Raw genomic sequence first — 19,517 nt, forward strand, 5'->3', positions numbered from 1 at the left:
GCTGAGCGATGCCATCAGCTCCGCCTGCGGGGATATTCGCCGTGCAGGAGGAACATTTCGCGAGGGGGGCAGTTTGCGATCTGTGTCTTCCACTTCCACGAAACAGGTGCGAAATGACCGTTCGCGAGCTTTTAGAGCAGATCAAGGATTTACCGCCGGACGCTGGTCTGCAGCGCCGAAGTGGACGAAGCCTTTGGCATGAATCCTACTGCGGTAGAAATCGTTGACGACGCTCAAATTGGTAGCCGCAAGTCCGATGGCACCGAGGCGATCCAACTGGGCGGCGGGAGAGATAAGGTGATCGTCATTCGCTGGTGAGGCGCCGAGGGCAGCTTCCGTTCTTCAATAGAATTCACGTCAGCCATCGACGGCAAAGGCAAAACCGAGTTTGGAAGGAGCTTTGTCATGGCCATGCAGTCGAAAGCGCCGGCCTCGTGAAGCGCAGAAGGAGACCGTTCAGCGGGTGACGCACGAGTACAACCACGGCCCGCTATCGCGCCTGGAACTGGAAAGCCCGAAGGGAAGGGGGCCCGGTCTCATCGATGCTCTCAGCACGAAGGGGAATGTCGGCGGCATGATATGTGTTTCGCAGGACAGACCACGTTCCGTGATCCGGCCCCGAGGGCTATCGAGCTTCACACAAACCTTTGAACCCGGTCGGGCAAGCGCGGGATCGCCTGGCGAGGGATGCCGAGTTCGGGACAACTTGCAAAGATCGCAGCTTTCTCTTCACCGAACTGGTCTCATCTCTGCTTCGAATGATGCGAACCCGACCGGGCGCGAGCCAGTGCATGCTTCGTGTGTGGCACGCTCGACTTGAGCGCCGGTTGATGCTTTCCTATCTGGCTGGAGAGGCAAGGAATTGCATGGCAAGACTCGTTCGTCTCATAATCTGGCTGTTGATCGCGCCCGGTGACATTATCTCGATCTCGGATCGGCTTGGCGTTACCAAGGACCAAAACCGCGACCTTGTTCGCATGCTCTTCAATTCGCTCTTTTGGATATTAATCGTCATCATCGGCTTGGCGATCTGGACGTCACGAATGCCGGCGTTTGGCTCGCGCTAAGATATGGTAGTGTCTCGGCCGTCTAATCGCGGACCGAAATGCAAATTTGTATTGGGATGTCGTTTGCCGGGAGCACGGTCGAAATAAGCCTGCTGCTGCCAAGCCGTGCACGACGCGGACAAGACCGACGTAACTAGCCGCACGGGCAGTGGCCCTCCGGGAAGCGTATCCGTACGTTTCGCCTCCCTGCGATCGTTTGGCAGAGCAAGTAGCCAAGCTCGCAGCTATGGAAATCGATCAAGGATGACTGGTGAGTGGACAGTTCGCCCCCCGAAACTGATCTTTGACATCGCCACAAGGCGACTAAGCCATCGAGGCCGAGCCCTTGCAAATACGCATGAAGGCTTCGCCCGGAACACCGGCACCGTATCGGGATGAGGTCACGATTTGGTTGATCATAGGAATCGGACTTGCTGTCGATACAGGGGACAGCAATGATCATCGTCTACTCCGCTGGGCCATCGAAGGCTTAAAAGGCCGGTTGTCCAAGCCGTCGGCAGGAGATTGTCATGAAGAAGCATACTTCTCGTGAGGACACATCCGCCGTCCTGTCGAACATGGGCAGGCTGCTGCCCGATCTTGAGGCGCTCTACAAAGACATTCACGCCCATCCGGAACTGTCGATGCAGGAGACGCGAACAGCGGGCATTGCCGCTGAAAGGCTCAAGAACGCCGGTTACGAGGTAACAGCCGGGGTGGGCAAGACGGGTGTGGTGGGATTGCTCCGCAACGGCAAGGGGCCGACGGTGATGCTGCGGGCCGACATGGACGCGCTCCCGATCGCCGAGAATACGGGCCTCGCCTTGGCCAGCAAGGTCACGGCGACGGACGCCGAAGGGAACACGGTGCCGGTAGGGCATATGTGCGGCCACGACATGCACGTCGCCTGGCTTGTCGGTGCGGCCACGCTGTTGGCGCAGACGCGCAAAGACTGGAAGGGTACATTGATGGCCGTCTTCCAGCCTGGTGAAGAAACCGCCCAAGGCACCCAGGCCATGATCGATGACGGTCTGCTTAAACGCTTCCCCACGCCTGATGTCGTGCTTGGCCAGCATGTCATGGTCGGTCCCGCCGGCACCGTCGCCGGCAGCGCCGGGCCAATCACCTCCGCGGCGGACAGCCTTCAAATCCGGCTGTTCGGACGAGGGGCCCATGGGTCGATGCCGCAAGCGAGTATAGATCCCGCCGTTATGGCGGCATCCGTCGTCCTGCGACTTCAGACCATCGTGTCCCGCGAGGTTGCCGCCACCGATGCGGCAGTGGTCACGGTCGGTGTGTTGCAGGCCGGCACCAGTTCACGCCGGGCCTGATCACGGACGGCGGCGAAGTCACAGTCGAATCCACGCAGGAGTTCTTGCGCAACTACATGGCCGAGTTCCATATGTTCATCGCACGGGTCCTTCAGGTGCTTCCAAAGGATGCCTGATGTTGTCACGGAGCCCCTAGACGGCTGCGATCCGGAGGCTGAGGGAAGGGCGGCCTGCTTGCTGCCTTTCGCAACAATGCGAGAGTGATTGATGGCGGATGGCCCACACCGAAGATATCTTCAAGGGAACGGGTAACCCAGAAATGCCACTACGAAGGCATAGTCGTGGAAATGCACTACCACAATCTGCAGTGGCGTCTTTCGGTCGCATTGTGGTGCCGCAGTCAGCTCAATGCGTGGCCAGCCAATCCATAAACCCACGGTCCGTTTTCTTCCCGGTTCAGGAAGCGACGCCCTTTGGACATGGTCGTAACGGTTTCGGCAATGCCAAGGCCGCACTGCTCGAGAAACGCGGCAAACATGCCATCCTTCTCCCGGGTATCGACTCGGGCGAACCGTCCTGCAAGATTTCTCAGATGGACGGCTGTGAGATGGACCGCGTCCAGATCACTGCGCGCGACCATCGGGCCGATCACGTAGCCACGCCCGAACTCGCGACACATGGAGTAGCCGACGATCTCGCCGCCACGGCTCAAAGTGCAGATCGAGGCATCCGCTGAGAGCAATGCGAGCAGCCTCTCGCGGTTTGTTCCAAACGCGCGCGTATCCAGCTCGATGATCTCATTCAGCCTGTCGCTCGGCAGCGTCTGCAATTCACCTTCCAAATCAGCCATGGCCGGGAGTACCAGCGGAACCTCCCCCTGTCGCATATATACGATGGCCTCGGTCGTGAAGCCAAGTGAGACATAGAGAGGATAGGCGACATGGGTGGCGTTGAGCGCCAGATTGCGATCGCCACACTGCTCAAGCACTTGGTCCATAAGCCATCGGCCACCGCCTTGCGCTTGCGTGCGGGGCGTTGTGATCACTACGCCAATGGTGGCGAAATCGTCCCCTTGCGGAAACCACATCGCGCTGCCGAAAACCCGACCAATGCCGTCTACGGCAACAATGCCGCGGCCGGCGCGGCGCAGAATATCCCAGTCCTTTGGCCGATGCGGCCAGCGGACTGAGATCGACAGCGCGTGCAGCAACTCGACGTCAACATCATCGATGTCCCGCGCGACCAGTTCGAAAGACTTCAGGCGCACTGATCTCTGCATTTCAGTCGACCTGCTCCTTATATCCAACTCGCGAGCACGTCCTGTCGTCGCTGACGGTGCCGCAGCCGTCTTTTGCCTTATGATTACACCCGAAAGCCAGCAGGTTTCGCTGGTTCCGGGCCAATATTCGAAATCTTCGGCCAAAGCATAGCTTCATTCGGCACGGAATGCTCTCGCCTGCTGCCACACTTGTCGCATCCAGCGAACTGCGAGTGGAGCGGCGCCCGGTGAATGTCGAAGAAATTCTAGCGACGCTGATCGCGTTCCCCTCGGTCGTGGGCTCGCCCAACGGCGCGATCGTCGACTGGGTGCGTGAATATTGCGAGGCGGCCGGAGCAGAAACGACCGTCCTTTGCGGCCCCGAAGGCGACCGGTCCAACCTGTTTGTCACGATCGGGCCGCGGCGTGCCCGCGGCTACATCTTGTCGGGCCACCTGGATGTCGTGCCGGCCGGTGAGCGGGAATGGAACTCGGATCCCTTTGTTCTGCGCCAAGATGGTGCCAGGCTTCATGGCCGAGGCACCTCCGACATGAAGGGCTTTCTTGCCTGCGTGCTGGCTGCGCTGCCGCGGCTTGCGGCGACGAACTTGCAGCGGCCCATTCATCTCGCATTCTCCTATGACGAGGAGGCGGGTGCCCGTGGTGTGCCGCATCTCATCGCCGCCCTGCCAAGCCTGTGCGAGAAGCCGCTTGGCGCGATTATCGGTGAGCCGAGCCGAATGGAAGCCGTGCGGGGGCACAAAGGCAAGGCGGCCGCGCGGCTCGAGGTGATAGGCAGGTCCGGTCATTCTTCACGGCCCGAGCTGGGACTGAATGCCGTGCATGCAATGTCAGGTCTCGTCACGCAGATCGTGGCCTATGGTCAGACCCTTGCGGATGGGCCGTTCGACACGGATTTCGCGCCTCCATACTCGTCATTGCAGGTTGGTGTCATCGCTGGCGGCCAAGCCGTCAACATCATCCCTGATCGCTGCACCGCCGATATCGAGCTCCGTGCCGTGCCGGGTGTTTCCCCATCATCATTGCTTGAGCCGGTAAAGGCCCAGCTAATCGCTCTCCGTGACAGCGGCTTTGACGTGGCGTGGCATGAGTTGAGCGCGTATCCCGGTCTTTCGCTCCCGCAGAAGAGTGAACTGACAACCCTTCTGGCCGAGTTGACGGGGCAAGAGCCGCTGCCTGCGGTAAGTTACGGCACGGAGGCTGGCCTCTATCAGCAGGCCGGCATCGACGCGATCATCTGCGGTCCCGGCGATATCAGCCGGGCTCATCGTGCCAACGAATATATCGAGATCGGCGAACTTGTTGCCTGCCGGAGCATGATCGAGCGTCTCGGCACGCGCCTAGCCGCATAGCCGGAGAGGGCGGTTTCATGGCTTTTCTTTTCAATTCCGACCCGGTGCGCGCAGCGGTCTTCCGCAAGGTTTTCGCACGCGAGCTCCCGGACGTCGAATTGTTCCACAGCAGCGAATGTGTCGACCCGGAGAAGGTGCGCTACCTCCTGACTTGGACGGCACCAGATGACATCGCGCGCTATCGCAATCTCGAAGTGCTGTTTTCGCTTGGCGCCGGCGTCGACCAGTTCAAGCGTGAGAGCCTGCCTCAGCAGGTGAAGCTGGTGCGCATGGTCGAGGACGGCATCATTCGCATGATGCAGGAATATGTCGTTCTCGGCGTGCTGAGTCTCCACCGGGATATGGTGGCGTATCGTGAACAGCAGAAGCGCCAAGCGTGGCTCGGTCTTGCCGCTCCGCAAGCCGCCGAGCGCCGCGTGGGCTTTCTCGGCCTCGGCATGCTGGCGCAGGCGGCTATCGAGCGATTGCTGCCGTTTCGCTTTCCCCTCGCTGCCTGGAGCCGAAGCAGGAAGGAGATCGACGGCGTCACCTGCTTTTATGGAGCGGATCAGCTTGCCGGTTTCCTCGCGCGCACGGACATTCTCGTTTGCCTGCTGCCGCTGACGGAAGAAACCCGTGGCATCCTCGATGCGGCCCTCTTCTCCCGGCTGCCTGCCGGGGCGAGGCTGCTGCATGTCGGCCGCGGGCCGCAGTTAGACCAAACCGCCCTGCTTCAGGCTCTCGATAGCGGGCACCTTGATGCCGCAATGCTCGATGTCACCGATCCCGAGCCGCTGCCGGACGGCCATCCGCTCTGGCGGCACCCGAAGGTGATGATCACGCCGCACATCGCTTCCGTAACGCAAGCAGATTCCGCGGCGCAATCCGTCGTGGACAATATCCGGCGCCACCGCGCCGGGGAAGAACTGATCGGCCTCGTCGATCGGACACTCGGCTACTAACAGGGAAACATGACATGTCACTTCTGATCACGATCGACACAGATCCAGCCTTCGCGCCGAAGGAGGCATTGCCAACTCCAGAGCGGCTCATTTCGGGCAATCCATCCTTCAAGACGTGGGCGCAGGATGCCTCGAAAGGCGAAAAGGTCCTGACCGGCGTCTGGGAGGCGACGCCCGGCGAGACGCATTCGATCAAGGGCACTACCTGCGAGTTCTGCCACATCGTTTCGGGTCTCGTCGAGATCGAGGAGAAGGGCGGTGAGACCAAGACTTACCGTACCGGAGACAGTTTCGTGATGAAGCCCGGCTTTGTCGGCGTCTGGCGCACGATCGAAACCGTGCGCAAGATCTACGTCAGCGTTTACGACTGAGCTCAACGCTCAAGGTCCGGCCGAATAGCGCGCGCGGCGGTTCCAGAACAATCGACTTTCCAGATTCCGCCCGACGCGATTCGACGCGGTCGGGCGGCTCATTCTCGGCGAAAAATGCGGCGCGCTGTCGACTATTGTTCTGATGAAACCAGGTACGAGATGCCGAATGTCGCTGCAATGTTGAGCAAGCTGCGACCTTCGGTGCCCGTCGGTCTCCAGGAGGACCTCAATGAAGGCTTACACGATAGCGCACATCCCAGGCGACGGCATCGGCAAGGAGGTGACCGAGGCGGGATGGGACGTGCTGCAGGCTGCGGCAAAGCGAGGCGGTTTCGCCCTTGAGAATACAAGGTTCCCATGGTCGTGCGCCTACTACCTGGAAACCGGTGCGATGATGCCCCCAGACGGCGTCGAGATCCTACAGAAATTCGATGCGATCTACCTCGGCGCCGTGGGGTGGCCAGCGAAGGTGGCCGACTCCGTATCGCTTCACGGACTGCTCCTGCCGATCCGCAAAGGATTCACGCAGTATGCCAACATACGGCCGCACAGGCTGTTGCCAGGCGTTCGGGGACCCCTTCGCCGTGATGGTTTCGATATCCTGTGCATCCGCGAGAACACGGAAGGCGAATATTGCGGCGCCGGTGGGCGCATTCATACCGGCACGGCCAATGAGGTCGCGATCGAGACGGCAATCTTCACGCGTGCGGGTGTCGAACGGATCCTTCGCTTCGGATTCGAACAGGCGCGGACGCGCCGCAAACAGCTTGCATCCGTCACCAAATCCAACGCGCAGAGACATTCCATGGTTTTCTGGGATGAGGTCACGCGCGAGGTGGCGAAGGACTACGCCGATGTGGAGGTCTCGCAATACCACGTCGACGCCATTGCCGCCCGCATGGTGCTGGCGCCTGAAAGCCTCGACGTGATCGTCGCCTCCAACCTTTTTGGCGACATCCTCACGGATATTGGAGCGGCCATTCAGGGCGGGCTGGGTTACGCCGCCTCCGCCAATATCAATCCCGATCGCAGCGCGCCTTCGATGTTCGAGCCGGTCCATGGTTCGGCACCCGATATCGCAAATCTCGGTATCGCCAATCCGATCGCCGCGATCTGGTCCGGCGCCATGATGCTCGGGCATCTGGGCGAGCGGCAGGCGGCAGCCGAAGTGATGTCGGCAATCGAGTCCGCAACCGCACGCGGGATAGGCACGATTGCAGGCAAGGACAGGACTGAAGCAATCACGCAGGCCGTGCTGGCCGGATTAAGCTGAAAGAGCAGAGGAAAAGAACCATGAACGCAATAACGAAGATTGGTTTCCTGAAGGATGCGGACCTGTTTCGCCAGCGGGGACTCATTGGCGATGTCTGGCAGCATGCGCACAGCAACGCGACTGTCGATGTGATCGATCCGGCCAGTTTGGAAGTGCTTGGAACCGTACCCGACATGGGCCGGGATGAGACAAGGGCTGCAATAGATGCAGCGCAGGCAGCGTTCAAGGACTGGAGAGCCAGGACCCATGCCGAACGCGGAGCGCTTCTGGAACGCTGGCACAGCCTGATACGGGAAAATGAAGAGGACCTGGCGTTGCTGCTGACGCTGGAACAGGGCAAGCCTCTGGCGGAGGCACGCGGTGAAATCCGCTATGGCGCCTCCTTCGTGAAATGGTTCGCCGAAGAAGCACGCCGGATCGGTGGCTCGACCATTCCGTCGCCAACGCCCGACCGCCGCATTCTGGTGCTGAAGGAGGCCGTCGGCGTCTGTGCCATCGTCACGCCATGGAATTTCCCCAACGCGATGATCACGCGCAAGGTGGCGCCGGCGCTGGCCGCGGGTTGTACGGTTGTCATTAAGCCGTCGGAATTCACGCCATTCTCGGCGCTGGCGCTCGGCGTTCTGGCGGAACGGGCAGGTATTCCGGCCGGGGTGATCAACATTGTCACCGGCATGCCCACCGAAATCGGCAACGAACTGATGGCCAACGAGACGGTGCGCAAGATCTCGTTCACCGGCTCGACCCGCGTAGGAGCGCTGCTCATGCGTGGCGCGGCCGATAGCATCAAGCGGCTCAGCCTCGAGCTCGGCGGCAACGCGCCCTTTATCGTGTTTGACGACGCCGATCTGGGCAACGCAGTCGAGGGGGTGATCGCATCCAAGTTCCGCAATGGGGGTCAAACCTGCGTTTGCGCGAACCGGATTCTCGTGCAGGCGGGCGTTTACGAGGCTTTCGCAGAAAAGCTGAGCCAGCGCGTATCGCGAATGAAGGTTGGCGCAGGGACCGATGACGGCACTGAGATCGGCCCGATGATCAATTCGGCCGCGATCGACAAGATCGAGCGTCACATCGCGGATGCACAGGCGAAAGGCGCGCGGATCATCGCCCAGAGCGAGACGGTGCCGGACGGCAAGCAATATGCACGGCCCGTCGTGCTGGGACAGGCTACGACCGATATGCTGCTGGCATCGGAAGAGACGTTCGGCCCGGTGGCGCCGCTTTTTCGCTTCGAGACGGAGGAAGAGGCTATCGCGATCGCGAACGGTACGCCATTTGGCCTTGCTGCCTATTTCTATACGGAGAACCTCAAGCGCTCGTGGCGTGTGGCCGAGGCGCTGGAGTTCGGCATGGTCGGGCTCAACACCGGCCTCATCTCGACCGAGGTTGCGCCTTTCGGCGGTGTCAAGCAGTCAGGAGTGGGCCGCGAAGGATCGCAGCTTGGCATCGAGGAATATCTCGAGGTCAAGACCCTTCATGTTGGCGGGCTTAACTAGGAAGTAGGTGGAAACACCTGCAGCTTCCAAAGTGTTGGAACAACAAGAAAGGGGCGGTGAAAACCGCCCCTTTCTCCGTATTGCGACCGGTGATCATTAACGAGGTGGGGAGCGCCGCAGCTTGGCGACTGCACTGGCAACAGACGTTCAGGCGAATTCACGAACGGGCTCCAGCCCGACGGCGCCGGCCAGACCGCCGATGTCCTTGATCTCGGTGTATTCGTAGAAGGGGTTCGCGGGCTCGTGGCCGCGATTCACCCAGACCTTGCTCTTGATGCCAAGATCATAGGCGGTCATGAGATCGTAGCGGAACGAGGACGACACATGCGTAATGTCTTCCGGGCCGCAGCCGAGCTTGTCGAACATGTGCTCGAAGCCCTTCATATGCGGCTTGTAGGCGCCGGTCTCCTCGGCCGTGATGACCATGTGGAAAGGTGCGCCGAGTTTCTCCACGTTCGACATGATCAGGCTCTTCATGGAGTTCGACAGGATCACCAGCGGAATCTCCTTGGCGACCTTGGCCAGCCCCGCCGGTACATCCGGGTGCGGACCCCATGTCGGTATTTCCGCATAGATGCGCTGGGCGTCCTCAGGCCGGAACGTCACATTGTTGCGCTTGCAGGCGCGCTCCACGGAATTGTGCACGACCTCGCTATAAGGCTTCCAGGCGCCAAGAACCTCATCGAGACGATAGGCCGAGAAGTCCTTGATGAACTGCGCCGTCACGGTTGCGGATAGTCGCGCGCCATAAACGCGTCGCGCCGCGCCGGCCATGTCGAAGTTGGTCAGCGTGCCATAGCAGTCGAAAGTGATGTATTTCGGTCTGAACTGGGTCATGGGCGTCGATCCTTCCAATCTTTCGGCACTGCGTGCCTTTAACAGCGAGGATCATAATGAGAGCCGAACAAGACGAGTCGCCGCATTCGATGCGCCCCGAAGCAGATTGTTTCGTATCGCGGTAGAGCCTTGGCAGAGAGTTGCGCCCGAGACCGTTTCGGTCTGCGAGGGGAGCGCGATCGGCCCGCTGTCCGTCCGCATAACATGCGGCGCCGGCGGCAAAGGAAAGTCAAAACACCTATCGCTCAGCTCCTGGTCGGAAGGAACTGCTGTCTGCGGCAGCCTACCTTGAGCTCAGAGAATTCAGGCCCGGACTGAACCATGACCACGCAGCAAATTACGCTGGAAACGATGACATTCGCGCATCTGAGGGATGCTCTCGAATTGTCACGTCATGTTGAATGGCCGCACCGTCGTGAAGACTGGGAACTGATGCAATCGCTCAGCCAAGGCGTCGTTGTCCAGGAGGAAGGACGCGTGGTGGGGACGATCTTGATGACGCCCTATGGCGACGATGCCGCCACCGTCAACATGGTCATTGTCGATGCCGCAATGCGTGGTCGCGGGCTCGGTCGCAAGCTGATGGAGGAGGCGCTTGCCAAGGCAGGCGGGCGCACCTGCTATTTGGTGGCGACGCAGGAAGGGCTCGCGCTCTACGAGAAGCTGGGATTCGTCGCGACCGGCAAGATCGTGCAACACCAGGGCCTGGCGCCGTCTGTAGACGCACCGGCACATGTGTCATGGGGCAAGGACGGCGACCACGCGCGCCTTGTTGCTCTGGATCGCGCGGCGTTTGGTCATGACCGGTCGGCGCTCATGCGCTCGTTGCGCGAGCGCGCGAAGTTCGCCGTCGTTCGCGATGAAGGCAATGTTCAGGCGTTTGCCGCAGTTCGTCGGTTTGGCCGAGGGCTGGTGATTGGGCCGGTGGTGGGGAGGAAGCTTCACGAAGCGAGATGCCTGATCGACTTCCTGCTGGCCGACAGTGCGGGCGAGTTTGTCCGTATCGACACCGACGAATCCACGGCTCTCGGCGAGTGGCTCACCCGTCGCGGGCTGGCCCACGTCGGCGGTGGCATCACGATGCGACGAACCGCAGACGAGCCGAAGGTCGAAATCAGGTCACACCAAACTTATGCGCTCGTTAGTCAGGCGCTAGGCTGAATCGGAGGAAGAAATGCTGGCCAACTCATTGATCGAACTCGATCGTGCACATCTGGTTCACCCATTTTCAAGCTATCGGAGCCATGAAGAGACGGGCGTGCGGGTGCTCAAATCCGCCAAGGGCGCAACGGTGACCGAGGCAAGCGGGAAAACCTTGCTGGACGGGTTCGCGGGTCTCTGGTGTGTCAACATCGGATACGGGCAAGAAAGCGTCGTCGAAGCAGCGGCGAAGCAGCTAAGAGAGCTTCCTTATGCGACAGGATATTTCGGGCTAGGATCTGAGCCCGCCATTCGTCTCGCAGCGCGCCTTGCCGAACTGGCGCCTGGCGATCTGAACTATGTCTATTTCACGCTGGGCGGTTCCGACGCGATTGACAGCACGATCCGTTTCGTTCGCTATTACTACCATGCCAAGGGGACGCCGCGAAAAGACCAGTTTATCTCGGTCGAGTATGGCTACCATGGATCCTCTACGGTTGGCGCAGGTCTGACCGCGCTTCCGGCTTTCCATGCTGGCTTCGGCGTGCCTTACGACTGGCAGCACAAGATACCTTCGCACTACGCCTATCGCAATCCGGTCGGTTCCGACCCGCAGGCGATCATCAACGCATCGGTCGCGGCACTGCGGGACAAGATCGCCGAACTGGGTGCTGATCGCGTCGCGGCCTTCTACGCCGAACCCATCCAGGGTTCGGGCGGTGTCCTGGTTCCACCGGCAGGCTGGCTGAAGGCACTGCACGCCGTGTGCAAAGAACACGACGTCTTGTTCGTTGCCGACGAAGTCATCACCGCCTTCGGCCGCACCGGGCCCCTGTTCGCATGTGAGGAAGACGAGGTCGTGCCGGATTTGATGACCACGGCAAAAGGACTGACGTCGGGCTACGTGCCGATGGGCGCCGTCTTCATGACCGACCATGTTTACAATACGATCGCGGACGGGGCCGGCAAAACGGCTGTCGGCCACGGCTATACCTACTCAGCCCATCCGGTGAGCGCGGCGGTCGGGCTGGAATGCCTGCGTCTCTATGAAGATGGCTTGCTCGAGAACGGCCGGAAGGCCGGGAGGCGCCTGATGAAGGGCCTCCGCTCGCTCGCCGATCACCCGCTGGTTGGCGATATTCGCGGTCGCGGCATGCTGGCCGCGGTCGAACTGGTGACCGACAAGGCGCGCAAAACGCCGCTGCCGGCGGCGGCAGATCCGGGACGCCGCATCTTCGACCGCGCTTGGGAGAATGGCCTTGTCATTCGCGCCTTCAACAGCGGCATTCTCGGCTTTGCACCACCGCTCTGCTGCACGGACGACGAAATCGATGGTATCCTGGAACGCACCCGGATGACGCTGGATCAAACCCTCGAAGACAAGGATGTGCGGGCGGCGATGAAGGGCTGATCCTCGCCATCGCCGGAGCTCCCCCGTCCAGGCGGCAGACGCCGAGCGGGGACGAAGCAAACCCTCAGGGTGGTGCCGCATTCCGCCAGGTGCCAAGCAAGTTGCAGCTATGGGACCTCAGCAGAAGAAAACACCGGCGCGCGCTCCAGGTGTTCAGACCGCGGAGCGGCTTTTCATTTGTCGAAAATGACATCGAGAGGCAAATGGGATTTTACGATCGGTGACTTCAGCACGACGAAGCTGAAATATTTGTCGATCCCGATATCCAGTTCGAGCATGCGCTCCATGATCGTCTGATACTCGCTTATGCCCGCTGTGACGAACTTCACAAGATAATCATACCCGCCCGAAATCAGATGGCATTCGATGACGGAATCCACTTTCTGAACGGCTGTGAGAAACCTCGCGAAGTCGTTTTGTTGATGGTGCTTGAGCGTGACCTCGGTGAAGATCGTTAGAGTCTGTCCGAGCTTGGACACATCGATCTGGGCGGAATAGCCGGTAATGAAGCCTTCCGCCTGAAGCTTTTTCACCCGCATCAGGCAAGGGCTCGGCGAGAGGTTGACCAGGTCGGCAAGCTCGACGTTGGTGACCCGCCCGTTCTTTTGCAGTTGGGATAAGATCTTGATGTCGATCTTGTCGAGCTTCATCGCAAACCTGTCACACGTTCGAACTGCGGATCGTCCGGCAGACGGCGTCCGTCACGTCCTGCGTGGTCGCTGTGCCACCCACGTCCGGCGTCAGCACGCCCTCACTGGTCACTGTTTCCACTGCGCTCATCAACCGGACGGAGGCTGCGCTTTCGCCCAGATGTTCGAGCATCTGGGCAGCGGTCCAGAAGGTGGCGACCGGGTTGGCAATACCTTTGCCGGCGATGTCGAAGGCCGATCCGTGAATTGGCTCGAACATCGAGGGGTAGCGCCGCTCGGGATCAATGTTGGCGGTCGGTGCAACGCCGAGACTGCCCGCCAGCGCGCCCGCAAGGTCCGACAAAATGTCGGCGTGAAGATTGGTGGCGACGATCGTATCGAGGCTGCGAGGTTTGAGTGTCATACGCACCGTCATAGCATCAACCAGCATCTTGTCCCACGAGACGTCTGGGAACTCTTGCGCCACCTCGGCTGCGATTTCATCCCACATTACCATGCCGTGACGCTGCGCGTTGGATTTCGTAACCACAGTCAGGAGCTTTCGCGGCCGTGACCGCGCCAGCCGGAATGCATAGCGCATGATGCGCGTGACCCCGACGCGCGTGAAGATCGCGACTTCGGTTCCGACCTCCTCTGGGAGGCCGCGGTGGGCACGGCCGCCATGGCCGGAATACTCACCCTCCGAATTCTCCCGCACGATCACCCAATCCAGATCGCCGGGGCCAACGCCCGCCAGCGGCGAAACGATGCCCGGCAATATCCTGGTCGGCCGCACATTCGCGTATTGATCAAAGCCTTGGCAGATCGGCAGCCGGAGACCCCAAAGCGTGATGTCGTCGGGCACATCGGGAGCGCCGACCGCACCAAAGAAGATGGCATCGAAGCGCTTCAGTTGCGCCACTCCATCTTCGGGCATCATCCGGCCATTGGCCTTGTAGTAGTCCGAGCCCCAGTCGAAGTGCTGGACGCGCAGCTTGAAGTCGCCGCAGCGCTGCTGCAGCGCCTCAAGCGCCTGGAGACCGGCGGCGATCACCTCCGGGCCGATCCCGTCGGCAGGAATGGCGGCAATCTCGTATTCGCGCATCGTCACTTCCCTGTTTTCAGCACGGCTGCTCGCAGCCTTAATCTCGTGTGCGACCGATTGTTACCTGTAAGTTGATCTTCTCAGAATTCAGCGACCTTGCCCCACGCAGCGGTCTTCAGGCGTTCGGGCCTATAAGGACGCGGGTCGACAATAGGCTCGCTGCCTGTAATGATGTCGGCGATCATATGCCCCGCGCCGGGGCCAATGCCGAAGCCGTGACCACTGAATCCCGCCGCCAGGATGAAGCCCGGAATCCCCTCCACTTCACCGATCGCGGGAATGCCGTCGGGTGTACTGTCGATATAGCCCGCCCAGGCATCGGAGATTGCGACGCGCTGGAGTTCGGGGATCAATTCACAGGCTCTTCGATATGTCAGTCGAATCTGTCCCATGTCGGGCTTCGGGTCGAGAATCCGGTTCCGTTCCATTGGCGTAATATCGTCAAGGCCCCATTTGCGCAGGCTTTCATGGCCTTGGCGCCAGCCCTCGAAGGCGCCCGGGGCGAGATTGCGCCAGCGGCGGGCGAACATCGGGATAAACTCGCGGCTGAACCTGAACTGCTGCGGCGTTGGATCGACGCGAGCCCGCCCGCTGATAGCCAGCGTGTATCCACCGTTGCTGCGCCGCGTCAGCGAGACGCTCGCTGTATGCAGGGCATCGGGCAGGCCGCTTGCGCCTGGCGCCACGGCTAGAATGGATTGACGCACGGCAGCTTGCGGGAAGCGCATACCAAGCTGGTTGCAGAAGGAGGAAGCCCACGCGCCTCCGGACATGACCGCGGTCTTCGTACGGATGGTTCCCGCTTCCGTAACGACGCCACTGACCCTGCCAGCGCTCAACTCCAGCCCGCGCGCCGCGCAATGCTGATGGACGGTACCGCCGGCCGCCATGATACCGCGGGCGGCAACCGGCACTGCCTTGGACGGATCCGCCGTTCCGTCAGTCGGTGAGAAAACGCCGCCCTTCCACTTGCGTCCGGTCACCTTGCCCTTCTCGGTGGCTTCCTCCGCGCTCAGCACATGCGTCGTAACGCCCACTGTCCCGGCGAAGTCACGCCACTTCGCCCAGCCCGCCAGCTCATTTTCGTCTTGTGAGAGATAGAGGAGCCCGCACCGGCGAAATCCAGTGTTCTCGCCAGTCTCCTGTGCCACCTTCTCCCAGAGATCGAGGCTCTTGGTCGCCATCGGCAGCTCGCGCGCATCACGGTTCTGCTGGCGGCACCAGCCCCAGTTTCGACTGGACTGCTCGGCGGCCACCCGCCCTTTCTCGACCAGGGCGACGCTGAAGCCGCGGCGTGCGAGATAATACGCCGTGAACACGCCCACGACGCCGCCGCCGATCACGACGACGTCCGCCTCGCGGGGCAGGGAAGGGCTGCACTCGATGTGCATTAGCGGCGCGGGCATCTACGGGACTCCGGTTACTCTGAAGCATTCTAACCCGCGCCGAGAATAGACAGGCTGCGGAGTTGTGTGCCTGGACGGAATATCCTGCGGTTAGTGAGCCTTAGGACATGCAAATTATTGCGTGAAAAGCTCGCTGGCGTCCCACCTCACAGAGGGGAGGTAGGCTGAAGCCTCAAAGCCATCTCGTGTGAAGGGGCGTCGATTGCGTAAGCGGCCTATGGGGTCGAATCCCACGTGCCCGCATGGCAATCCGCGCCGTCGCTGGAGAAGACGTTGTCGCTGCGGCATTGCGGGGCCGGGCCAAGCAAGGCCTCGGCCGGTAGCGAAGCAGACGGCTTGATGTCGGCGTCGGCGAACAGTTGGACAAGGCCGGGCTTCGTCGGTTTGTCGCAAGCGGCTGCGCAGAACGAAAACCGCACGCCTGATCCGCTCTGGATCCGAAGCGCGGTGCCACATCCGATGACAACGCCCGCTTGCGGCCCGAGCACCAGCGGGCCGTCCCGGTCGCCGTGGGGATCAGCTCTCCTTCCACCACGACGATGGTTTCGATGTGGGGGAAGCTTGCGACTTCGAGCTCACCAATAAAGCTGGTTCGGCCCACGATCATCGAGTCCGGTCCTTCCCAGGCGATTTCGCGATGCCCCACCAAGGGGTCGTCCTTGCCGAACGCTGCCCTGCGGAAAGAGCTTGCAACGGGTGCGCCGTCGGCGCGATGCAGCACTATAGCCACGGTCATGATTGCTCTTGCGCCTTGCGTCATGATTTCACTGAAACCTAGCAGTCGGTTCCGTCGTGCTAAGCAGTCAACTGGGATCGCTCAGAGTGTGCGAGATCAGTTCCCGCGGGTGGGTAGCAGGGTAGAGCGGTTGACGTTGCCAGCAACACTTCACATCCTTCCTCGCCCAAGGCCACCGCACTGTGCTCAACGCCATATGGAACGACGATGAACTCTCCGGGTTCGATGATCTCTTCACGGTCACGAAATTTCATGAGCAGGCGTCCCCGGTGAACGAAGAACAGCTGATCGTCGTGCTGCCGAAATGACCAGTTAGAGCTTCCCTTGAACAGGGCGACCTGGATTTGCATGTTGTTGACATGCACCTCGACTTTAGGCTCCCAAGGCGCGTGCAGCCCGGCAAACTCAATTGACAAATTCTTCTTGTGAATTGGCGAAAGGTGCTTGTTCAGGGCAGCGACGTCGCGAATGATCGCGGTGAGTTGGCTTGGTAGGTCATTCCCATTGGCCGGGTACTTGCCATCCAAAGCCGCAGTCCCAATCGTAAAACCAGCTGCGCCTGCGCTTTGGACGACTGCGATTCGTTCAGGGGTGTCGATCGAACCTGCAATGTAGACAGGCTTGGTGACCGCAGCGCAGACAGCCTTCATCAACTCGGGCACGTTCTGCGCCGAACGGTATGCCAGCAGGTCCAGGCCATGCACTCCATCGCGCCCTGCAATCGTCTTGGCACTTTCGACAATTTCGTCGATGGCGCCTTCAAGCACGCTCGGATGACCGGCAATCCGACCCGGAAACGGGAAGTACTGGATGCCGGTGTCCCTGAGGATCGGCAGCACATCGTCGACCCGCGTGCCACCAAGAAGAACGTCAACGCCGATTGCGGCAGCTGCCTTTGCCGAAGCAATTTCGCTTTCGCGGTCCAGTGACACGACTTCCAGATAGGAAGTTGCACCGCCCGTCCTGATGGCTGCATTGAGGCCTTTCAGCTGCTCGATCGGCACGCCGATGTCTTTGAACCCGATGTGCCGCACGCCAAAGCTGAGCGCGGTTTGAAGTTGCTGCGACGCGTCCGGAACCGTGCGGTCATTGCGCGTAAGCATGAAGATAAAGCGTAACCCCATCGGTGGTGGTTCCTTTCGAATCTAGTTCGTTTTGGTTCGCGCCGCTACCAGCCGCTTGGCGTAGGCAAGCGCCGTTTCCAAGCTGGCCTGGTCTGCAATCCCCCGGCCCGCGATGTCGAAGGCCGTGCCATGATCTGGGCTGGTGCGGACGAACGGCAGGCCAAGCGTGATGTTCACGCCCTTTTCCAGCCCGAGATACTTCACAGGGATCAGCCCTTGATCGTGGTATTGTGCCACCACAACATCGAATCGGCCTTGACGTGCTTGCATGAAGACGGTGTCGCCCGGATAAGGGCCAGTGGCGTCGATGCCCTCGGCTCGGGCCGCGTCGATTGCAGGTTGTATGATCCGGATTTCCTCGTCCCCGAAGAGGCCGCCTTCACCTGCGTGCGGATTGAGACCTGCTACGGCGACACGCGGGATCGCGAAGCCGAGAGCTTTTCCACCGTCGTGGGCGAGCCGAATGGCGGATAGCTGAGCGTCGAAATCGCCCTGTTCGATCGCCTTGCTCAGCGACGTGTGGATCGTGACGAGCACCGTGCGGATGTCATCGTTCGCAAGCATCATCGCCACGCGCTTGGCGCAGCCGTAGTCGGCCAGAATTTCGGTATGGCCGGGGTAGCGGATTCCCGCGCTGGCCATCGCCTCTTTATTGATCGGGGCCGTGACGATGCCGCTCACTTGTCCGGACTTCGCTGCTGCGATCGCTGCAACGATGGCGTCGAAGGCCGCCTGCCCGGAGATCGCGCTGATACGCCCGATTGGTGGGGACCCGGTAATGCGGGTGGTTTCGATAACTTCAATTCGCCGCGGCTCGAATTGAGCTGCATCGGCAGCGTTGATGCGTCGCACCTCGATGTTCAACCCGAGCCGGCGTACAATATCCTGCATGACAACATAGCTGCCGAACACGACGACGCGTTCGCCGCCCTTCGCAAGCACCTTCGCCACGATCTCCGGTCCAATGCCGGAGGCGTCGCCCATCGTGAGAGCAAGCGGGGGAATGTTCTTCATTGGGTTGCTCCACGTATCCGCGCGACGGCGCGCGTCAGGGCGTCGTCACTGCCAAAGCCACCGGCCTTCATCGCGAACAGGAGCGAGCGCCCATCGCCAAGCCTGGCGAGACCAAGTGGGAATCCGGGATCGAGTTCTTGCAGGATCTCGAACTCACGGACGTTGAGAAGATCCAGGATCGCGTCCATCGTGTCGCCGCCGGTGGCGATCAAAGCGCCGAAGCGTGGGCTTTGAAGCTCTTGCGCTGCGTCTTGTGCGATACGGCGCAGCACCGCTGCCGAGTCCGCCTCGCGCGCCCTTGGTCCGCGCAGCAGCATCACGCCCCTGACCTCCTGGAGTTGGTCTGCCTGCTGATGACTGCGCAAATTTGCGCTCCCAATGACGACCAAGACATCGCTACTGATGCCATCGAGCAATGGCGGTGGGGTCTTCGCTTGCACAAAACGCCGCGATAGGGCTGCAGCCATTCCGGGAGAACCAACCCAAAGGACCGACTCTGGATCCTCGATGGAAGCAATCTGCGAATCGAGTTCTTCCTGCGTTTCTGCATCAAGCAGCCTGACATTCTTGATGCAGTTGGGGACCAGGTCGACTAGCGCGGAATGCCGCACGGGATGCACGGGGTCATGGCTATACGCACTTTCCGACACCGGGATGCCGTCAACGAACTGAATGCCCCTCACTGTCGTACGTCCGGCCTGGGGGAACGCCGGCGCGAAGAGCAGCGATTTGCGGCCGCTCGCCGCAAAACATGCTTCAAGCTCCTCCGTTATGTGGCCGCGTAGAGTGGAGTCCACCGTTTTATAGAGCACGGCACGGCTGGCAAGTCGTGCGGTCAATCGAGCGACCGCCTCGAACGCTTGCGACGAAGTAGCAGACCGCGAACCGCTATCGACTGCGATTACCGCTGCCGCTTGGTTCGGAAGCTGGCGTCTGCCGATCGATGCAGTCAAGCCGCGGGCGACGAAAGGTGCTGCGCCATCTGCCGCGCTGGTGAGGTCATCGGCGAGGACCGCTATGCTGGGTTGATGATGGGTGCGCATGCATCAATTAACAAAACGTCGCCAAGTATGAATAGCGATAGTT

The 19,517-nt window shown here is 60.8% G+C and carries 18 protein-coding genes and 1 pseudogene; 11 read left to right on the forward strand and 8 right to left on the reverse strand.

Annotated elements, in window-relative coordinates; all coding sequences use genetic code 11:
* Nucleotides 1-180: 180 nt before the first annotated feature.
* The 4 genes and pseudogenes from LB547_RS22185 to LB547_RS22200 all read left to right on the forward strand — a co-directional run.
* Nucleotides 181-318: a hypothetical protein gene (locus LB547_RS22185; RefSeq protein ID WP_224656193.1), complete on the forward strand. Its 138-nt coding sequence runs from the start codon at nucleotides 181-183 to the stop codon at nucleotides 316-318.
* Nucleotides 319-830: 512 nt separating this feature from the next.
* Nucleotides 831-1,067, forward strand: coding sequence for a hypothetical protein (locus tag LB547_RS22190; protein WP_140523311.1), 237 nt, complete (start codon nucleotides 831-833; stop codon nucleotides 1,065-1,067).
* Between the two features lie 623 nt (nucleotides 1,068-1,690).
* A complete protein-coding gene (locus tag LB547_RS22195) occupies nucleotides 1,691-2,377 on the forward strand; it encodes an amidohydrolase (RefSeq protein WP_318013174.1) in 687 nt (228 codons plus the stop codon).
* Nucleotides 2,359-2,493: pseudogene (locus tag LB547_RS22200) on the forward strand (ACP phosphodiesterase); the annotation flags it as partial. The gene LB547_RS22195 and the pseudogene LB547_RS22200, both read left to right, overlap by 19 nt.
* A gap of 224 nt (nucleotides 2,494-2,717) precedes the next feature.
* On the opposite strand, the gene LB547_RS22205 reads toward LB547_RS22200, so the two are convergent.
* Complete coding sequence (locus LB547_RS22205) at nucleotides 2,718-3,596, reverse strand: GNAT family N-acetyltransferase (RefSeq protein ID WP_140523314.1); 879 nt, start codon at nucleotides 3,594-3,596, stop codon at nucleotides 2,718-2,720.
* Between the two features lie 227 nt (nucleotides 3,597-3,823).
* Here LB547_RS22205 and argE point away from each other — a divergent pair, with 227 nt between their 5' ends.
* The 5 genes from argE (at nucleotide 3,824) to LB547_RS22230 (ending at nucleotide 9,029) form a co-directional block, all read left to right on the forward strand.
* A complete protein-coding gene (gene argE, locus LB547_RS22210; RefSeq protein ID WP_140523316.1) occupies nucleotides 3,824-4,948 on the forward strand; it encodes an acetylornithine deacetylase in 1,125 nt (374 codons plus the stop codon).
* A gap of 17 nt (nucleotides 4,949-4,965) precedes the next feature.
* Nucleotides 4,966-5,889, forward strand: a complete 924-nt coding sequence (locus LB547_RS22215) for a 2-hydroxyacid dehydrogenase (protein WP_140523319.1) — start codon at nucleotides 4,966-4,968, stop codon at nucleotides 5,887-5,889.
* A gap of 14 nt (nucleotides 5,890-5,903) precedes the next feature.
* Complete coding sequence (locus LB547_RS22220; RefSeq protein ID WP_140523322.1) at nucleotides 5,904-6,260, forward strand: cupin domain-containing protein; 357 nt, start codon at nucleotides 5,904-5,906, stop codon at nucleotides 6,258-6,260.
* Nucleotides 6,261-6,489: 229 nt separating this feature from the next.
* Complete coding sequence (locus tag LB547_RS22225) at nucleotides 6,490-7,533, forward strand: tartrate dehydrogenase (RefSeq protein WP_140523325.1); 1,044 nt, start codon at nucleotides 6,490-6,492, stop codon at nucleotides 7,531-7,533.
* A 20-nt stretch (nucleotides 7,534-7,553) separates the two neighbouring features.
* Entirely contained in the window at nucleotides 7,554-9,029 is a 1,476-nt protein-coding gene (locus tag LB547_RS22230) for an NAD-dependent succinate-semialdehyde dehydrogenase (protein WP_140762147.1), read from the forward strand.
* A gap of 147 nt (nucleotides 9,030-9,176) precedes the next feature.
* On the opposite strand, the gene LB547_RS22235 is transcribed toward LB547_RS22230, so the two are convergent.
* On the reverse strand, nucleotides 9,177-9,866 hold the full coding sequence (locus LB547_RS22235) for a haloacid dehalogenase type II (RefSeq protein ID WP_140523330.1): 690 nt from the start codon (nucleotides 9,864-9,866) through the stop codon (nucleotides 9,177-9,179).
* Nucleotides 9,867-10,187: 321 nt separating this feature from the next.
* Here LB547_RS22235 and LB547_RS22240 point away from each other — a divergent pair, with 321 nt between their 5' ends.
* Together LB547_RS22240 and LB547_RS22245 are read left to right on the forward strand one after the other, a co-directional pair.
* Nucleotides 10,188-11,027, forward strand: a complete 840-nt coding sequence (locus LB547_RS22240; RefSeq protein ID WP_140523333.1) for a GNAT family N-acetyltransferase — start codon at nucleotides 10,188-10,190, stop codon at nucleotides 11,025-11,027.
* A gap of 13 nt (nucleotides 11,028-11,040) precedes the next feature.
* Nucleotides 11,041-12,417, forward strand: a complete 1,377-nt coding sequence (locus tag LB547_RS22245; RefSeq protein WP_140523335.1) for an aspartate aminotransferase family protein — start codon at nucleotides 11,041-11,043, stop codon at nucleotides 12,415-12,417.
* Nucleotides 12,418-12,590: 173 nt separating this feature from the next.
* Here the strand turns inward: LB547_RS22245 and LB547_RS22250 are convergent, their stop codons facing one another.
* The 6 genes from LB547_RS22250 to LB547_RS22275 all read right to left on the reverse strand — a co-directional run bounded on the left by LB547_RS22250 (nucleotide 12,591) and on the right by LB547_RS22275 (nucleotide 19,474).
* A complete protein-coding gene (locus LB547_RS22250) occupies nucleotides 12,591-13,067 on the reverse strand; it encodes an Lrp/AsnC family transcriptional regulator (protein ID WP_140499549.1) in 477 nt (158 codons plus the stop codon).
* A gap of 10 nt (nucleotides 13,068-13,077) precedes the next feature.
* Entirely contained in the window at nucleotides 13,078-14,151 is a 1,074-nt protein-coding gene (locus LB547_RS22255) for a tartrate dehydrogenase (RefSeq protein WP_140523338.1), read from the reverse strand.
* 80 nt (nucleotides 14,152-14,231) lie between these two features.
* On the reverse strand, nucleotides 14,232-15,557 hold the full coding sequence (locus tag LB547_RS22260; RefSeq protein ID WP_140555434.1) for an NAD(P)/FAD-dependent oxidoreductase: 1,326 nt from the start codon (nucleotides 15,555-15,557) through the stop codon (nucleotides 14,232-14,234).
* A 795-nt stretch (nucleotides 15,558-16,352) separates the two neighbouring features.
* On the reverse strand, nucleotides 16,353-17,417 hold the full coding sequence (locus LB547_RS22265; RefSeq protein WP_140499543.1) for a cupin domain-containing protein: 1,065 nt from the start codon (nucleotides 17,415-17,417) through the stop codon (nucleotides 16,353-16,355).
* A 21-nt stretch (nucleotides 17,418-17,438) separates the two neighbouring features.
* The gene (gene pdxA, locus LB547_RS22270) at nucleotides 17,439-18,431 is read right to left on the reverse strand and encodes a 4-hydroxythreonine-4-phosphate dehydrogenase PdxA (RefSeq protein ID WP_140523343.1); all 993 of its coding nucleotides are present in this window, start codon (nucleotides 18,429-18,431) and stop codon (nucleotides 17,439-17,441) included.
* Nucleotides 18,428-19,474: a four-carbon acid sugar kinase family protein gene (locus LB547_RS22275; RefSeq protein ID WP_140499539.1), complete on the reverse strand. Its 1,047-nt coding sequence runs from the start codon at nucleotides 19,472-19,474 to the stop codon at nucleotides 18,428-18,430. The genes pdxA and LB547_RS22275 overlap by 4 nt, the downstream gene beginning before the upstream one ends.
* Between the last annotated feature and the right edge of the window lie 43 nt (nucleotides 19,475-19,517).

Origin of the sequence: Mesorhizobium sp. B264B1B (assembly GCF_020165765.1) — a bacterium.
In the GTDB taxonomy this organism is placed as follows: Bacteria; Pseudomonadota; Alphaproteobacteria; order Rhizobiales; family Rhizobiaceae; genus Mesorhizobium.

What these genes read in the sequence shown, in the direction of transcription:
- LB547_RS22190 (WP_140523311.1), top strand. Translation starts at nt 831, where the DNA reads ATGCTTTCCTATCTGGCTGGAGAGGCAAGGAATTGCATGGCAAGACTC.
- LB547_RS22195 (WP_318013174.1), top strand. Translation starts at nt 1,691, where the DNA reads ATGCAGGAGACGCGAACAGCGGGCATTGCCGCTGAAAGGCTCAAGAAC.
- LB547_RS22205 (WP_140523314.1), bottom strand. Translation starts at nt 3,596, where the DNA reads ATGCAGAGATCAGTGCGCCTGAAGTCTTTCGAACTGGTCGCGCGGGAC.
- LB547_RS22215 (WP_140523319.1), top strand. Translation starts at nt 4,966, where the DNA reads ATGGCTTTTCTTTTCAATTCCGACCCGGTGCGCGCAGCGGTCTTCCGC.
- LB547_RS22220 (WP_140523322.1), top strand. Translation starts at nt 5,904, where the DNA reads ATGTCACTTCTGATCACGATCGACACAGATCCAGCCTTCGCGCCGAAG.
- LB547_RS22225 (WP_140523325.1), top strand. Translation starts at nt 6,490, where the DNA reads ATGAAGGCTTACACGATAGCGCACATCCCAGGCGACGGCATCGGCAAG.
- LB547_RS22230 (WP_140762147.1), top strand. Translation starts at nt 7,554, where the DNA reads ATGAACGCAATAACGAAGATTGGTTTCCTGAAGGATGCGGACCTGTTT.
- LB547_RS22235 (WP_140523330.1), bottom strand. Translation starts at nt 9,866, where the DNA reads ATGACCCAGTTCAGACCGAAATACATCACTTTCGACTGCTATGGCACG.
- LB547_RS22240 (WP_140523333.1), top strand. Translation starts at nt 10,188, where the DNA reads ATGACCACGCAGCAAATTACGCTGGAAACGATGACATTCGCGCATCTG.
- LB547_RS22245 (WP_140523335.1), top strand. Translation starts at nt 11,041, where the DNA reads ATGCTGGCCAACTCATTGATCGAACTCGATCGTGCACATCTGGTTCAC.
- LB547_RS22250 (WP_140499549.1), bottom strand. Translation starts at nt 13,067, where the DNA reads ATGAAGCTCGACAAGATCGACATCAAGATCTTATCCCAACTGCAAAAG.
- LB547_RS22255 (WP_140523338.1), bottom strand. Translation starts at nt 14,151, where the DNA reads ATGCGCGAATACGAGATTGCCGCCATTCCTGCCGACGGGATCGGCCCG.
- LB547_RS22260 (WP_140555434.1), bottom strand. Translation starts at nt 15,557, where the DNA reads ATGCCCGCGCCGCTAATGCACATCGAGTGCAGCCCTTCCCTGCCCCGC.
- LB547_RS22265 (WP_140499543.1), bottom strand. Translation starts at nt 17,417, where the DNA reads ATGGGGTTACGCTTTATCTTCATGCTTACGCGCAATGACCGCACGGTT.
- pdxA (WP_140523343.1), bottom strand. Translation starts at nt 18,431, where the DNA reads ATGAAGAACATTCCCCCGCTTGCTCTCACGATGGGCGACGCCTCCGGC.
- LB547_RS22275 (WP_140499539.1), bottom strand. Translation starts at nt 19,474, where the DNA reads ATGCGCACCCATCATCAACCCAGCATAGCGGTCCTCGCCGATGACCTC.